The 16,081-nt window shown below is 62.1% G+C and carries 13 protein-coding genes; 6 read left to right on the top strand and 7 right to left on the bottom strand.

Translation table 11 applies throughout. The features are described 5' to 3' along the window. The first annotated feature begins 66 nt into the window (after positions 1-66). Positions 67-1,653: an EAL domain-containing protein gene (locus REH59_RS14325; RefSeq protein WP_014859085.1), complete on the top strand. Its 1,587-nt coding sequence runs from the start codon at positions 67-69 to the stop codon at positions 1,651-1,653. Positions 1,654-1,686: 33 nt separating this feature from the next. Next, on the top strand, positions 1,687-2,574 hold the full coding sequence (gene rarD, locus REH59_RS14320; protein WP_047605198.1) for an EamA family transporter RarD: 888 nt from the start codon (positions 1,687-1,689) through the stop codon (positions 2,572-2,574). Here the strand turns inward: rarD and REH59_RS14315 are convergent. Further along, the gene (locus REH59_RS14315) at positions 2,537-4,108 is read right to left on the bottom strand and encodes a TerC family protein (RefSeq protein ID WP_014859084.1); all 1,572 of its coding nucleotides are present in this window, start codon (positions 4,106-4,108) and stop codon (positions 2,537-2,539) included. The two genes, rarD and REH59_RS14315, sit on opposite strands and share 38 nt — an antisense overlap. Before the next feature lie 292 nt (positions 4,109-4,400). On the opposite strand from REH59_RS14315, the gene REH59_RS14310 reads away from it, so the two are divergent. Further along, positions 4,401-4,982, top strand: a complete 582-nt coding sequence (locus REH59_RS14310) for a LysE family translocator (protein ID WP_047605196.1) — start codon at positions 4,401-4,403, stop codon at positions 4,980-4,982. Here the strand turns inward: REH59_RS14310 and REH59_RS14305 are convergent. The 3 genes from REH59_RS14305 to REH59_RS14295 all read right to left on the bottom strand — a co-directional run bounded on the left by REH59_RS14305 (position 4,947) and on the right by REH59_RS14295 (position 8,345). Beyond that, complete coding sequence (locus REH59_RS14305; protein WP_003253877.1) at positions 4,947-5,795, bottom strand: helix-turn-helix transcriptional regulator; 849 nt, start codon at positions 5,793-5,795, stop codon at positions 4,947-4,949. The two genes, REH59_RS14310 and REH59_RS14305, sit on opposite strands and share 36 nt — an antisense overlap. 47 nt (positions 5,796-5,842) lie before the next feature. Beyond that, a complete protein-coding gene (locus tag REH59_RS14300; RefSeq protein WP_014859082.1) occupies positions 5,843-6,961 on the bottom strand; it encodes a glycosyltransferase 61 family protein in 1,119 nt (372 codons plus the stop codon). 229 nt (positions 6,962-7,190) lie between these two features. Beyond that, the gene (locus tag REH59_RS14295) at positions 7,191-8,345 is read right to left on the bottom strand and encodes a hypothetical protein (protein WP_003253880.1); all 1,155 of its coding nucleotides are present in this window, start codon (positions 8,343-8,345) and stop codon (positions 7,191-7,193) included. Between the two features lie 452 nt (positions 8,346-8,797). Here REH59_RS14295 and REH59_RS14290 point away from each other — a divergent pair, with 452 nt between their 5' ends. The 3 genes from REH59_RS14290 (at position 8,798) to REH59_RS14280 (ending at position 12,240) form a co-directional block, all read left to right on the top strand. Then, positions 8,798-10,417: an NADP-dependent glyceraldehyde-3-phosphate dehydrogenase gene (locus REH59_RS14290; RefSeq protein WP_014859081.1), complete on the top strand. Its 1,620-nt coding sequence runs from the start codon at positions 8,798-8,800 to the stop codon at positions 10,415-10,417. Positions 10,418-10,527: 110 nt separating this feature from the next. Continuing rightward, positions 10,528-11,007, top strand: a complete 480-nt coding sequence (locus tag REH59_RS14285) for a VOC family protein (protein ID WP_003253883.1) — start codon at positions 10,528-10,530, stop codon at positions 11,005-11,007. Between the two features lie 51 nt (positions 11,008-11,058). Next, complete coding sequence (locus REH59_RS14280) at positions 11,059-12,240, top strand: hypothetical protein (protein ID WP_014859080.1); 1,182 nt, start codon at positions 11,059-11,061, stop codon at positions 12,238-12,240. A gap of 126 nt (positions 12,241-12,366) precedes the next feature. Here the strand turns inward: REH59_RS14280 and ilvA are convergent, their stop codons facing one another. The 3 genes from ilvA to REH59_RS14265 all read right to left on the bottom strand — a co-directional run bounded on the left by ilvA (position 12,367) and on the right by REH59_RS14265 (position 16,080). Continuing rightward, a complete protein-coding gene (ilvA, locus tag REH59_RS14275; protein ID WP_003253886.1) occupies positions 12,367-13,926 on the bottom strand; it encodes a threonine ammonia-lyase, biosynthetic in 1,560 nt (519 codons plus the stop codon). Positions 13,927-14,106: 180 nt separating this feature from the next. Continuing rightward, on the bottom strand, positions 14,107-14,538 hold the full coding sequence (locus tag REH59_RS14270) for a PACE efflux transporter (RefSeq protein ID WP_003253887.1): 432 nt from the start codon (positions 14,536-14,538) through the stop codon (positions 14,107-14,109). 243 nt (positions 14,539-14,781) lie between these two features. Next, the gene (locus tag REH59_RS14265) at positions 14,782-16,080 is read right to left on the bottom strand and encodes an ATP-binding protein (RefSeq protein ID WP_004577476.1); all 1,299 of its coding nucleotides are present in this window, start codon (positions 16,078-16,080) and stop codon (positions 14,782-14,784) included. Position 16,081: the final 1 nt, after the last annotated feature.

Below are 16,081 nucleotides of genomic sequence, written 5' to 3'. Positions count from 1 at the left end.
TTTAGTTGCTCGTACGCGGCGACAAACGGCTATCCTCTCGTTTTACGCCATGATAGTCAGGTCAGCATGCCCCTTACCGCCAAACGCCGCGCCGCACTCAGCTGGCGCACGCTCTTGCCTTGGGTCGTCGGCGTGCTGCCGGTCATGTGCGGCCTGGCCGTGATGAACTGGCAGGTCGAGCGTGAAATGCAGGCCAGCAGCCACGCCACCACCCGCCAGGCGTTGGAGCACGTCGAACACATCCTCGACAACCTGTCCCGTGCCGCCAATTCGCTACTTCCACTGACTGACAGCCCATGCGAGCAGGTCAAGCTTATGCTACGGGCCCAGGTTACCCGCAATGCCTTCGTGCGCTCGACCAACCTGTTCAGGCACAACAACCTTTATTGCACCTCGCTGTTCGGCGAGTTCGACGAACCGGTCAATCCTGGGGATTACGTCGACGGCAAGTTATGGCTGATGGACGGCAACTCGGTTACGCCGGGCCACCCGCTGCTGGTCTACCGTGCCAGCGACGGCGACCACGGCGCAATCACCACGGTGGACGGCGACCACCTGCTAACAGCACTGCGCCTGATCGGCCCCGATGAAGAACTGCAAATCCGCGTGGGCGACGCCTGGATGGGCAAGGACGGCGTGGTCCACAAAGGTGTCTCCCCTGCCGCCCCCAGTGCCAACGTGCTGATAGGCTCAACGCGTTACCCTTTCAGCGTGCAGGGCGGCTACAGTGCCGACAAGCAAGGCCAACTGTTGCGCAGCCACTACCCTGGCCTGCTCAGTCTGTTGCTGGTACTGGGTGCCCTGGCAGCGCTGGCGTGCCGCTGGCAGATTCGCCGCGCCACCTCACCGCGTGCCGAACTGGACCGTGCCCTGCAGGCCGATGAATTCCTGCCGTATTTTCAGCCGGTGGTGCGCAAGGGCGATTACCGCTGGGCCGGTGCGGAAGTGCTGATGCGCTGGCACCACCCACGAGAAGGCCTGGTTCGCCCCGACCTGTTCATCCCCTATGCCGAACACAGCGGGCAGATTGTCGCCATGACCCGCGCGCTGCTGACACATACCGCGCAAAGCCTGGCGCCCTATGCCGGCCTGTTGGAAGACGGCTTCCATATTGGTGTCAACATCACCGCTGACCACTGCCGCGATCTCAGCCTGCTGGATGACTGCCGCACGTTCCTGCAGCACTTTCCGCCCGGCCGGGTGGTGCTGACCCTGGAACTGACAGAGCGCAAGCTGATCGAGCCCACGCCGGTCACCCTTGAGTTGTTCGAAAAGCTGCATGCCATGGGCGTGATGATCGCCCTCGACGACTTCGGCACCGGCCAGTCGAGCCTCAACTACCTGCGGCAATTCAAGGTCGACTACCTGAAGATCGACCAGAGCTTCGTTGCCATGATCGGCGCCGATGCGCTGTCTGTGCACATACTCGAGACCATCATCGAGCTGTCGGGAAAGCTGGACCTGGGCATCGTCGCCGAGGGTGTGGAAACCGACCTGCAGCGCGACTACCTGGCCAAGCATGGGGTGGACTTCCAGCAGGGTTACCTGTTCGCCAGGCCCATGCCAGCCGCCCAGTTCCTCGCAGCCTTGGCCACCCGCCCGGGCGCAACGCAGTTGCCGCAAGATGCGCCCCCTGAGATCATGCGCGGCTGATCAACCCGCTCAATTCCCGTATTCGAGGCATTCGTGTCAAAAGGCATTGTTTCATCGGTCATGGCGTCCTGCCTGTTCGCTGTGATGTACTTCTATACCTCCCTGCTCAAGCCACTCGATGGCGAAGAAATCTTTGGCTGGCGTACCCTGCTGACACTGCCCTGCCTCACCTTGTTCATGCTTGTCTCGAAAGACTGGAAGCGGGTGGGCGAACTGATGGGCCGGGTAAAACGCACGCCGGTGCTGTTGCTCGGCATGGTCGGCACGTCCTGGCTGATGGGGGTGCAACTGTGGCTGTTTCTCTGGGCGCCCCTGCATGGGCGCAGCCTGGAAGTGTCGATGGGTTACTTCCTGCTGCCACTGGCCATGGTCCTGACCGGGCGGCTGGTCTATGGCGAGCGGCTGTCACGCCTGCAGACGGTAGCCGTGGCCTGCGCCGCACTGGGCGTAGGCCATGAGCTGTACCAAAACGGCAGTTTTGCCTGGGAAACCCTGCTGGTAACGATCGGCTACCCGATCTACTTCGTGCTGCGCCGACGCTGCCGCACCGACCACCTGGGCGGCCTGTGGTGCGACATGTGCCTGCTGCTACCGTGGGCGCTGTACTTCGTGATCCAGAGCCCACTTTCCAGCGCTGACCTGCAAGCACACCCCGGGCTGTATGTGTTGGTGCCGATCCTTGGCGCGATCAGCGCTTCGGCGCTTATCGCCTACGTGCTGGCCAGCCGCATGCTGCCATTCAGCCTGTTCGGCCTGCTCAGCTACGTCGAACCCGTGCTGCTGGTGGGCGTGGCGTTGCTGCTGGGCGAAACCATCGGCCCGGATCAGTGGCTGACCTACCTGCCAATCTGGGCCGCAGTACTGGTGCTGGTGCTAGAGGGCTTCAAGCACCTGCTACGTCAGCGTCGCCGTTCGGTGTAAGCCGAACCTGGCGTACCCGTCGCTCTTCAACCGCCTCCACGGTCAGCATCCAGCCATTCCAGGCTAGCCGGTCACCGACCATCGGCAGGCGGTCGAGCAAGCTCATCACCAGGCCCGCAAGGGTCTGGTAATCCTCGGTAGCACGGGCGCTGAAGCCAGTACGCGCCTGCACCTGGCTGAGGTTCAGCGCGCCGCTGACCACAAAGCCTTCGCCCTCCTGAACGATGCCCGGGCCTTCAACTTCACTGGCATCCGGCAGCTCACCGGCAATCGACTCAAGGATGTCGGTCATGGTCAACAGCCCGGTGAAGTCACCGAACTCGTTGACCACGAAGGCAATGTGGGTCGACTGACCGCGCATTTGCTCCAGGGCATTGAGGATGCTGAAGCTCTCCAGCAGGTTCAACGGCGCCCGGGCCATGCTTTCCAGATCGGGCTGGCTGCCCGAGAGCAGTTCCTTCAGCAGTTCCTTCTTGTGCACAAAGCCCAAGGGCTCGTCCACGCGACCATCGCGGATCAGCGGCAGGCGCGAGTACGGCGAATTGGCCAGGCCCTGGGCAATGGCGTCGGCCGGTTGCGCCAGGTCGATCACATCAACCTCGGCACGGGCAGTCATCACCGTACGAATCGGCCGCTCGGCCAGGTTCAGCACGCCGCTGATCATGACCCGCTCACGGCGGTCGAACAGCACCTGCTCGCCGCCACCTTCGACCAGATCGGCAATCTCCTCGCCGACCTCGTCAGCCTCGACCCGGCGGCCGCCCAGCAGGCGCAGCACGGCATGGGCAGTGCGTTCACGCAACGGCTTGTGCTGTTGCAGGCTGCGCTTGCGACGGGCGCGCGCCAGCTGGTTGAACAGCTCGATCAGGATCGAGAAGCCGATGGCCGCGTACAGGTAGCCTTTCGGGATATGGAAGCCCAGGCCTTCGGCGGTGAGGCTGAAACCGATCATCATCAGGAAGCCCAGACACAGCATGATCACCGTGGGGTGGGCGTTGACGAAGCGGGTCAGCGGCTTGCTGGCAACGATCATGATACCGATCGAGAAGATCACCGCGATCATCATCACGGACAGCTCATCGACCATGCCCACCGCCGTGATCACGGCATCCAGCGAGAATACCGCGTCCAGTACCACGATCTGGGCAACGATCGGCCAGAACGCGGCATGGCGCAGCGTGCCACTGGCCTGGCTCACGTGACCTTCCAGGCGTTCGTGCAGCTCCATGGTGGCCTTGAACAGCAGGAACACACCACCGAACAGCATGATCAGGTCACGGCCAGAGAAGCTCTTGCCGAACACTTCGAACAGCGGTGCGGTAAGGGTGACCATCCACGAAATGCTGGCCAACAGGCCCAGGCGCATGATGAGCGCCAGGCTCAGGCCAATGACCCGCGCGCGGTCGCGCTGATGGGGCGGCAACTTGTCGGCAAGGATGGCGATGAACACCAGGTTGTCGATACCCAGCACCAGCTCGAGGACGATAAGCGTCAACAGGCCTAGCCAGGCCGTGGGGTCGGCTAGCCATTCCATTAGCGGGTACTCACGTGGGACACGTCACAAGGACGGGAGAAGGATGGCCAGAAAGGCCGAAGACTGGGGGGCTCCGCGAAGGTGCTCATATAGACCTTGATAACAAATTGGGAGAACGATGCTACAAGCACAGCAGGTTTCTGTTGTAGCGCAAAACTATTACAAAACCTGTAACGACCCTGCAACGCCCTATCGCCCCGCGGGAGCGAGTCGTGCGCGGGTACTTTTGTTCAATACATCAGACCGTCGGCGACGCGAGGATGACGCCTCTCCAACCACGTGGATCTTCCTCATGAGCCTATCCCTGTCCATGGCCGCCTTCGCCCTTGCGGCCTCGATCTCTCCCGGCCCGGTCAACATCGTCGCCCTTGGTAGCGGTGCCCGCCATGGCCTGCGCGCCAGCGTTGCACATGTCGCCGGCGCCACGCTGGGGTTCTGCCTGTTGCTGGTGCTGGTCGGGCTGGGCCTGCATCAACTGCTGCTTCGCTGGCCTTTGCTGGGCCTGATGTTGCACTGGGGCGGTGTGGCGTTTCTGCTGTACATGGCGTGGAAGCTGGCCAGTGACGACGGTAACCTGAACAGCGCACAGCCTACCCAAGCCCCTTCAGCCTGGCACGGCGCAGCAATGCAGTGGCTGAACCCCAAAGCCTGGTTGGCAGCCGTTGCCGGGGTGGGTGCCTACACCGGTGGTGAACAGCACTTGCTGTGGCTGTTTACCTGGATCTACGGGCCGATCTGTTTCATCTCAGTGGCCTGCTGGGCCTGGGCCGGCAGCGTGATTCGCCGGTACCTGGACAACCCACGTCACCTGCGCATGCTCAATCGGAGCCTGGCCGTGTTACTGGTTGCCAGTGCGGTTTACCTGATCCTTTAAGGCATGCACGGCTCCTGCAGGAGCACCGAGGCTAGCGACAGCATTTCTGTAATGCCCCGGTGTCGCCGCCAGGTGCTGTTTGAATGCCCGCTGCAGGTGTGCCTGATCAGCGAACCCGGCCTCCTGTGCAACTTCAGCAATTGAGCGGCCCTGGCGCAACTGCGCCCGGGCCAGCTGTACACGCTGGTCTAGCAGGTAACCATGCGGCGTCAGGCCGAAGCGTTGGCGAAACGCACGAATCAGGTAGGAGCGGGACAGGCCGCAAGCCCCGCAGATGTCTTCGAGGCTGAGCGGGTCACTGCGGTGGGCGCGTATGAAAGCAGCCGCTGCATCCAGCCGTGGATTGCCCTGGTCAATCTCGCTGGCATTACGGGCAAGCATGCCCGGCAGCTCGCTGAACAGGGCCGCCAGGCGGGTTTCCCGATCAGGCAGCCTGGCGTCGAACAGGTCGGCAAAGGCCTGCAACAGCCGCCCGTACAACACAGGTGAGCGGCTCCAGGTCTGCGTTGGCAGGGTAAAACCCACTGCCTGCAACCAAGGCTGATCGACGAACAGCATCAGGTAAGACCAGGGTTCCCCGGCAACAGGGTTGCAGGTATGCACCACGCCCGGGTTCATCAACACCGTGGTACCCGCCCCCACCTCAACGCACTGGTCACTGTTGATGTAAGTGCTACGTCCCCCCGTGATCACCCCGATGGAGAAGCTCTCGTGAGAGTGCGCGGCGTAGCACACCTTGCGCCCGTCCCCTACCCGTCGGGCTTCGACGAACGGCAAGGCAGGGTCGCGCCAAAACCGTGATACCTCGATCATCCTCTACTGCCCTGCCCGCCGCGGATCCATGCACCGATACTACACACTTATCGTGGGAACAGATCCAACGTGCGCTCCACTTCGTCAATATCGATCCTGAAACCATCGCCTTCCGGCAGGCCCACCACAAAGCCAAAATGCTGCTGGTCACGATCCGTCAGGTATTTGTAGTAACTGACGAAACGGTTCGGCGGCTGCAAAGTCAGCAGGCAGCCTCCAGCCTGCAGCACATTCACGCCATGCACCAACTGGCTACCCTCCACCCCGATGACCACTTTAGCCCCGGCGCATGCCGCGATAATGCTCGGTACATCGGACTTCAGCGGGTTGACGATGCGAAAACCGCGGGTAGTACGCAAGTGTTCGGCAAGCTCCAGCTCGTTGCGCAACAGGCGCAGGTCACCATCACCGCCCCGCAACAGGAAAACCCCCGGGTGCTGCGTGTACGACACATGCGAGAGCAGCTTGTCACCCATGGCTCGGTAGCGAGCATGCCGGCTGCGGTTGTTGCTCTGGTCATCGAACAGCACCAGCTCACGGAAGAACGCACTGCGCAGGCGCAAAGGCTTCATGTCCAGCCAGTCTTCATAGGCCGGTGCCTGGGTAAACAGCGGATACCTGGCAGAGGGGGCGGTGGTCACCGGGATGCCCTCGTTGCAGGCCAGCGCATAGGTCGGACAATCTTCCATCAACCAGGTGCCGAACCAGGCGTTACCGTTTTGTGTGCAGTAGATTGCAGCGCGGTCGATTTCATTGTCGATGAGGATGGTCGGGAAGGTACTCGGCTTCTGTGACAGCCAATGGCTGGCCTTGCCCTTGTACAACGCCCCCTCGACCAGCCATACATCCTTGATCAAGTAGCCGCGGGTTGGCCCTTGCAATGTGTTGACGCCTCCCTGCATGGTCTGCGCCGGGTGCACGTAGGGGTAAAACCGCTTGCCTTCCCAGCCCGTTACCCGCTCCAGCTGGCCAGGCAGGAAAATGGCCGGTGGCGAAACCGTGGCTTCGCCCGGGGCGATGTCCCAGCACTTGGTGGCGACGCTCTTGAGATCGGTCGCCGCTTTTCCACCCAGCCGTTTGCGCGCCATGTGGCGGTAGGCGGCCAAGGTCCAGCTGTGTTGCCTGGCTGCGGGCGATGCACTGAACTGCGAGATGTCGCTTCCCATGAAGCGTCCTCCCTTGATGGCGAAGTGTGGAGCCCGGCGCTAGGCGCTGTACGAAAAGTCTTGAGACGCGGGTCAGGCAAGGCGAAAACAGCCGAGGAACGGCCGGGGTCGCGCCCGACTGTACTGGAGTACATGAGCATTCCGAGGCTGTTTTCAACGCAGCATGAACAAGTATCAAGGCTTTTCTTACAGCGCCTAGGCGCCAGATCAAAGCATCCCTGGCAGTTACTCAATTGCTCGTGACTCTTTCCATGGTGGGCGGTGATTGCAAGCTGGCGTAACGGCTGCGCAACGTTTGCACAAACGGTTCGCCTGCCCCGCTGCCGCCATAGAGATAAATCTTGTGCAGGCCACCAAACACCATTTCGTGATAGCGACTGGCAACTTCCTCATCGCTTGGGCCATCCGGGAGCCCCAGATGCAACGTCAGCTTGTCGCCTTCGACCGCGAACATCGGCGTATCCCACAAGAACTTTGCCGTACCGGTCTTGGGCAGGCGGACAAACAGGTACGCATGGTTACCCAGCGAATCGATATCACCACCGCGGCGGCGCTTCCACTTCAGCAGGCCGTCGTCCGGGCGCGCCAGACACAGGCCGATGTCGTAATAATCGAAGCCCTGCTCCAGTGCCCATTCAAGCGCCATGAAGGTGGTGATCGAATTCACCTCGCGCAGTTTCTTCGCATCGGAAAACACCGCCTCGCAATAGCCAAAGCGCAACGTGCTCCAGTAACGCTTGCCGCCGCGTACCACTTCACACCCCAGGTGACAGCCGATCACTTCATCGCCCAACATGATCAAGTCAAGCCGGCCGACACTCTTGGCAATACGGAACACCTCTTCGGTAGGAAACTGCGCGGCATGAATGCCCTGCCGGGCCGAAGCATAAGGGCGCAGCAGATCCCGGTCGGCCATGGCGATTTCTTCGTCCGAAAGAGCTTGGCGCATGTGATACAGCGGCCGGTTCTTGCGAATGCTGCGCCGCAGTTCGCTGTCGTAGCGGGCCGTGATGTCTTCCAGAGGGCGCCCCAAGGGCACCACGGCGCTCAGGTAGTGCGGCACTGACAGCGCCCCCGACGTGGGCATTTCGCTGATGACCACGACGTGGCTGGCAGCCGCCGTGGCACTTGCACCGTCCACGATCGATGCGCTGCCCTGGCCCTTGCCCCCAATCAGCAGCTTGGCCATTTCCCGTTGCTGCTTGCGGCCGATGTAGAGGATTTCGTACGGGCTCTCCTGTTGCGGGCGAAACCTGGCGACTTCCCAACGCCAGAGACAGGCACGCGCCATCATTTCTCGCATTTTGCTGGCCAGCAGCCTGATTTCGTAGCGCATGGAGGGCGACAGGAGCTTGCGCGCCACAGTCGTCAAGGTCTTTTTCATTTCTTCTTCGACGTCCTTTTGAAGTGCACTATTGGCCAATCGGAAAAAGAGAAAAATCCAGCAAAAACACTTAACACTTTGATTTTTATAGTATGGCTTGCAACTTTCTTATCACATTCAGTAACAATTTAAGATGCCTGCAACCGCTTTGGCAAGCGGCTTCTGGCTGACTTTAGATCAAGTTTCATGGCGTCAAATTCCCCGCATCAAACCGACGCTCAACAACACATTTGCTATAACCGTGCCCATCAAGCTCCGCTGGCCACTTCGCTATCCATGAATAACCTTTTACGACTTTGCATCAACGCCTCTCAGGCCGCTGTCTGCTTGCCGGGCGGGCATGGGCGGCCATGTTGAGCCAGACTGGTGTTTTTCCGACAGCCAGTGCATGCTCCCAGCTGAAACGATTCAACTGACTTGAAAACCGCCCTTTGATGTGAGGTGCAGTACCCATGGACCGTTTGCTCGATTCACTCTTCCCCAGCGCCGAGAACATCCCGGAAACCTGGCGCCTGGAAGCCCCACTGGAACAACGCGACTACCTGGTCAACGGTGAACTCAGGCGCTGGGACGGCCCGTTGGCCACGGTGCGCAGCCCGGTGTGGCTCAAGCAAGGCGACGAAGAGCATCAGGTCATACTGGGCAGCGCCCCGCTGCTGGATGCCGATACCGCGTTGACCGCCCTCGATGCCGCCGTGCAGGCCTATGACAAAGGTCGTGGCGCCTGGCCGAACATGCGCGTGGCCGAGCGTATCCAGCATGTCGAATCCTTCCTTGCCCGCATGCGTGAACAGCGCCAGGCCGTGGTCAAGCTGCTGATGTGGGAGATCGGCAAGAACCTGAAGGATTCGGAAAAGGAATTCGACCGCACCTGCGACTACATCGTCGACACCATCAACGCCCTCAAGGACCTGGACCGCCGCTCCAGCCGCTTCGAGCTGGAACAAGGCACCCTCGGCCAGATCCGTCGCGTCCCGCTGGGCGTGGCCCTGTGCATGGGGCCCTACAACTATCCGCTGAACGAGACCTTTACCACGCTGATCCCGGCGCTGATCATGGGCAACACCGTGGTGTTCAAGCCGGCCAAGTTCGGCGTACTGCTGATTCGCCCCTTGCTCGAAGCGTTCCGCGACAGCTTCCCGGCAGGTGTGATCAATGTCATCTATGGACGCGGCCGGGAAACGGTGAGCGCGCTGATGGCCAGCGGCAAGGTCGATGTATTCGCCTTCATCGGCACCCACAAGGCCGCCAGCGACCTGAAGAAACTGCACCCACGCCCGCATCGTCTGCGCGCCGCACTGGGCCTGGACGCCAAGAATCCGGGCATCGTGCTACCCCAGGTCGACCTCGACAACGCTGTCGAAGAGGCCGTCACCGGGGCGTTGTCGTTCAACGGCCAGCGCTGCACGGCACTGAAGATCCTGTTCGTGCACGAGGATGTGGTCGAGGCCTTCCTCGACAAGTTTCAGCGCAAGCTGGCAGCGCTCAAGCCCGGCATGCCGTGGGAACCTGGCGTGGCGCTGACACCGTTGCCCGAGCCTGGCAAGGTCGACTACCTCGATGGCCTGGTTGCCGATGCGACGGAAAAGGGCGCGCGCGTGCTCAACGAAAATGGTGGGCACAGCCGCGGTTCATTCTTCTACCCGGCCTTGCTGTACCCGGTCAGCCGGGAAATGCGCGTGTACCACGAGGAGCAGTTCGGCCCGCTGGTACCGGTGGTGCCCTACCGCGACCTGCAGACCGTGATCGACTATGTGCTGGACTCCGACTACGGCCAGCAACTGAGCCTGTTCGGCAACGACCCGGCCACCATCGGCAGCCTCGTCGACATCTTCGCCAACCAGGTCGGGCGCATCAACATCAATGCTCAGTGCCAACGCGGCCCTGACACCTACCCGTTCAACGGCCGCAAGAACAGCGCCGAGGGCACGCTCTCGGTGGATGACGCTTTGCGTGTGTTCTCCATCCGGACGCTGGTCGCCACCCGCTTCCAGGAGGCCAACAAAGCGCTGATCAGCGAGATCATTCGCAACCGCCAGTCGAGCTTCCTGACGACCGACTACATCTTCTGACCGCCGCGCTTATAGACAATCGATCTAGCGTCACTGTCGATTTTCCATCTGGGCGAACGACTCTAAGCAACAGGGCGCCTTTCGGCGCCCATTGCACAGGAGAGTCGAACATGGCAGTCAAACCCATCCCCGAAGGCCAGCACAGCATCACGCCCTACCTGGCCATCAACGACGCCGCCAAGGCCATCGAGTTCTACAAGCAAGCCTTTGGTGCGAAGGAAATGTTCCGCCTCGATGCCCCGGGCGGTCGCGTTGGCCATGCCGAACTGAGAATCGGCGATTCGTCGCTGATGCTGGGCGACCCCTGCGACATGGAAGGCGGCCTCACCGCCAGCCAGAAGCTCAGCGGTGCGGGTGTTGGCCTGCACTTGTATGTTGAAGACTGCGACAAGGTCTACGCCCAGGCCCTGGCCGCCGGGGGCATCCAGTTACATCCCTTGACCGACCAGTTTTACGGTGACCGCAGCGGCACCCTGAAAGATCCGTTTGGCAACATCTGGTTCGTGTCCACCCACAAAGAGGACCTGACCCCCGACGAGATTCGCGCCCGCGCCGCGAAGATGTTCGGCGGCAGCCAAGCGACGAGTTGAAAGCCGCGCGACTTTGCTTGAAGCTTGAGGCTCGTAGCTTGGAGCTGCTTCATGCGAATCATCGACAAAACCGCCACCCAGGTGCGCAGCCTGACCCCCGCTGAAGAGGAACTGCTGGTCGGCTTTGCCACCGGCAGCCTCGCCGGCCCGCGCCTGCTACAGGCCAACCAGCTACTGATGAAAGTGCGCAACGCCAACCAGTGGCTGGCTTGCGACTGCCGCAACGATGCCTTGCCGGTGCTCAACGTCACCCTCAACGGCAGCACCGGTACGCTCTTCCTCAAGAACAACCCGGGCACTGCCGAGCACGCGCCAGGCTGCCCGTTCACCAAGGACGAGCGGGAGGCCGCCGAACGCGAAAATGACCCTGTCCCCCCCGCCGCCTGGCTGCCACCCGACACACCCTTGCGCCTGATCAGCGACTTCCGTACTGGCACGGCCGGTGGCGCCGGCGACGGCAACGACAGACGCGAACAGCAGCGCCTGCTGTCACTGCTGCTAACCTGGATTGAAACCAGCGGGCTCAACCTCTACGCCACCCACTTGAAAAAAGACCTGACCACGCAGTTTGCCGAGTTGCGCAGCGTGGCCAGCCGCTATCCGCTGCTGGAGCGGGTGCCCGCCAGCAACTACCTGGAAACCCGCCTGGACATGAAGCACATGATGATGCTCAAGTCCCGCCTGCGCGAAGCCTCTGTGTTCGGCAACCATCGCCGCCATGGCCTGCTGCTGGACTGCGTCGACCAGATCAAAGGGCGCAAGTTGTTCAACAACCGCAGCGAAGACGGCTTCGACTTCCAGGGGCATCACCTGTACTGGGGCGGGAGCCGCACCACCGGGCCGTTGCTGGCGCTGATGATCTACTCGCCGACCAGCGCCGGTAGCCATTTCTATGAGCTGATTCATGTGGCCAGTGTGCCCGTGCTGTCGCGCGCGCACCTGTTCCCGGTGTACCGCGATGAAGAACGCGAGCCGCTCAAGGCATTGGTGTCGCTGATCGACTGGATGGCCAGTAAAGGGGTGAAAGTGCAGATGCGTCGCCCCGTGATCGGTGGGCAGGTGATGGATGAACTGGTGCTGACCTCGGACCAGGACCGGGTGTTGTCAGTGTCGCTGCTGGAACAGCCCATCGGCCCCGAGCCGGATACCGAGAACTTCAAGCGCTACGCCGACTTCAAAAGCCTGGAAACATTCCGCAAGTTCGTTGCCGGCTTTTTCATGCGCGAGCGTTGAAACCCACGCGTTGGCTCGCGCAGTTTCTTGCAGGAGATCGCCCTGCCCTTTGGACCGGGCGATCACGCTGCGAACAAAGGCGGCAAGCAAGCGGCTATACACGCCTGCATTGGCCACACAGGTGCCTCAGCCCAGGAACAGCTTGTACGCCGGGTTGTCAGTCTCGTCCCAATACCGGTACCCCATCTCGTCCAGCGTCAACGGCAAGCTCGCCAATTCGTCCGCTGGCACTTCCAAAGCAGCGAACACCCGCGCCTCCGCCGCACCATGGTTGCGGTAATGGAACAGGCTGATGTTCCAACGTTTGCCCAACCGCTCCAGAAATCCCAGCAACGCCCCTGGCCGTTCGGGAAACTCGAAGCGCAGTACCCGCTCATCAGCCCCCGACGCGGCATGCCCGCCCACGGTATGGCGCACATGCAGCTTGGCCAGCTCGTTGTCGGTCAGGTCCAGCACGCTGTACCCCTGCTCCCGCAAGCTGGCCAGCAACTGCTCACGCGGGTCGTGCACCGGGTGGGTCTGCACGCCCACGAACAGGCGCGCCTCCTTGCCAGGGTAGAAGCGGTAGTTGAATTCGGTGATCTGCCGCTTGCCCAGTGCCTGGCAAAAGGCCCGGAAGCTGCCCGGCTGTTCCGGAATTGTCACGGCAATGATCGCCTCACGCTGCTCACCCAGCTCGGCCCGCTCGGCCACGTGGCGCAAGCGGTCGAAATTGACGTTGGCCCCGGAGTCGATGGCCACCAGGGTCTGCCCCTGCACACCTTCACGCGCCACGTACTTCTTGATCCCGGCAACGGCCAAGGCCCCGGACGGCTCGGTGATCGAACGGGTGTCGTCGTAGATATCCTTGATCGCCGCGCACAGCTCGTCACTGCTCACCGTCACCACCTCGTCGACGAAGTGGCGGCACAGCTCGAAGCAATGGGCGCCGATCTGCGCCACCGCCACGCCATCGGCAAAGGTGCCGACCTGCGGCAGGATCACGCGTTCGCCGACGGCCATGGCAGCCTGCAGGCAGTTGGAATCCACCGGTTCGACGCCGATCACCTTCACGTCAGGGCGCAGGTACTTCACATAGGCGGCGATCCCGGCGATCAACCCACCACCGCCCACGGGCACAAAGATCGCGTCCAGCGCCCCCGGGCGCTGACGGAGGATTTCCATGGCCACGGTACCCTGCCCGGCGATCACATCCGGGTCATCGAACGGTGGCACGAAGGTGGCGCCTTCGCTGTCGGCCAGCTTCAGTGCATGGGCCAGCGCATGCGGGAAGCTCTCGCCATGCAGCACCACATGCCCGCCGCGCGAACGCACGCCTTCCACTTTCAACGATGGCGTGGTGGTGGGCATGACGATCGTTGCTTTGATACCCAGATGCGATGCCGCCAAGGCCACGCCCTGGGCATGGTTGCCCGCCGAAGCGGTGATCACCCCGCGCTCACGCTGCACATCGGTCAGACGCGACAGGCGGGTGTAGGCACCGCGGATCTTGAACGAAAACGTAGGCTGCAGGTCTTCGCGCTTGAGCAACACCTGGTTGCCCAGGGCGGCAGACAAGGCCGGGGCCGCTTGCAGGGGCGTTTCGATGGCCAGGTCGTACACCGGCGCGGCAAGAATGCGCCGCACCTGCTCCGACAGCAGTTGCTGGGGGGTGACGGTAGTACGAGGGACACTGAAGCTGGTCATCGATGACTCCTTGGCTGTTTTTACGTTGCCCAGGAGTCAGAGAGAAAAAACCCGCCTCCAGGGCGGGTTCGGTGCACGTACGCGCTAGCCCGCCAAGCTGATAATGGCGGTAATAATAATGGCGTTCACGTGCGGGAATGTGTTCATGGGTAGGAACTTAGCCTGCCTCGCAGCCAGAAGTCAACACTTGGCCTGCTGCGCCGAAAGCGGCACATCGAACACCTTGTCGAAGCCCCACTGGAAGACAAAGGCGTAAACGAAGAAGAACACGAACAGCGCCAGGTTGGTCAGCAGTGCCGCCCACAGGCTCACGTCCAGCCAGTACGCCACCAGCGGCAGCAGAATCACCACCAGCCCACCCTCGAAACCCAGCGCATGCAGCAGGCGCCGCAAGAAGGTGCGCTCACGCTTGTGCTGGCGCGCTTCCCAACGTTCGAACACCCAGTTGTAGCCCATGTTCCAGCTCATCGCGATACCCGACATCAGCACCGAGAGCACGGTCGACTGCGCCATGCCGGCGCCGAACGCCAGCTCCAGCGCAGGCGCCACACAGGCGACGGCGATGGCCTCATAGAGAATGGCCTGGACGATCTTGCGGGCCTTGCCTTGCATGTTCAGCTCCCTGAATAAACGACCTGTAAAGCTACAAGATGTAGCCCCCAAGAAAAAGCCCGAACGCTGGACAACTTCGCGCTTGGCTGCCCGGCTGTGAGGTGAAGCGTTCGCGATAGGCGTTGAAGGGCTGGACCCGCTGGGGCCGAGCAGCGCGTGGCGGCGCCGTCCCTGCCCAGGTGTTGCAGGAAGCCAAGACCGCTTTGCGTTGTGATCAAGCCAGCTGGCAGAACAGGCGAAACATCATCCGGCGGGCAAACGAATCCTGAACTGCGCCCCACCCAGCGCCGACTGCGCCAGGGTCAAGGTGCCACCCTGCCCCTCGATTGCCCGACGGCTGATGGCCAACCCCAGGCCAAAACCACCGGTGTTGCGATCGCGACTGCGGTCCAGACGGTAGAACGGCTGGAACACCCGCTCGCGCTCCTCCACAGGGACGCCAATCCCGTCATCCTCCACCGTCAGCAAGCAGGCGCCATCGGCTTCCAGGCGCAAGCGCAGCAACAGGCTTTCATCGCAATAGCGCATGGCATTGCGCACCAGGTTCTGCACCGCGCGCGCCGTCAGCCGCGGGTCCAGTACAAAGCGCGGCAACTCACCCTCGGCCCGCACTTCCCAATGGATACCCCGGCCATCGAGCTCCTCGGCAAAGCCGCCAAGCACACTGTCGACCAGCTCCAGCAGCGATACCTCCACCCGCTCCCGCGCCTGATCGGCGTTGTACAACCGGCTGTAGGACAGCAGCTCCAGCACCAGTTCATCCAGCTCGCGCACATGCCCGACCAGCTCCAGCAGGCGCTTGCGGCTGGCTGGCGGCACTTCGTCGAACAGCAGCACCAGGCCGAAGTCCAGCCGGGTCAGTGGCGTGCGTAACTCGTGCGATACCGCATTGAGCAGTTCACGCTGCTGGTTGACATGGCGTTCCAGGTCACTGGCCATGGTGTCGAATACCCCGGCCAGCTCACCAATATTGGAGTGAGGCGAAATGTGCGTACGCTCAGCCATCTGCCCCTGGCCCAGGCGCCGAGCGGTCTCCTTGAGGCGCTCCAGATCACGCCAGTGCGGCCATACCCACAGCAGCAGGCAGCCCAGCATGGCTGCACCAATCAATACGGTCACGCCCCACGACAGCACGTTGATGTCCAGCGGGTCCGGCGGGGAATGCAGGCGTACCAGCCACTCCTTGTCCAGCGGCGCCAGCACCGTCTCGTAATAGCCCCACTCGGCAATGCGCACTGCGTACAGCCCCTGCGCCAGGCGCGCCTGCTCCTCATCGCTCAAACCGGCCTGATCCCTGCGCAGCAGCTGCAGCTCCAGCGGCGCGAAATCACTGGCCAGTTCCTGCTCCACCGCTGGCCACTGCTCGCGCGGGGCCTGGCGGAACTGGCGCACGATCAACGCCTGTACGCCCTTGGCCTGGTCCAGGTTGTAGGCCATGAACCGGTCGCGGAACAGGCCGACAATGGTGTCAGGGATGAACAGCAATGCGCCGGCGTAGGCGACGATGATCACCAGGTACAACCGCACCAGGATCTTGAGCATG

The organism is Pseudomonas sp. BO3-4, assembly GCF_034044115.1.
Taxonomy (GTDB): Bacteria; Pseudomonadota; Gammaproteobacteria; order Pseudomonadales; family Pseudomonadaceae; genus Aquipseudomonas; species Aquipseudomonas alloputida.
Note: the sequence above shows the minus strand (reverse complement) of the source record. Positions and strands in the feature narration are given on the sequence as shown.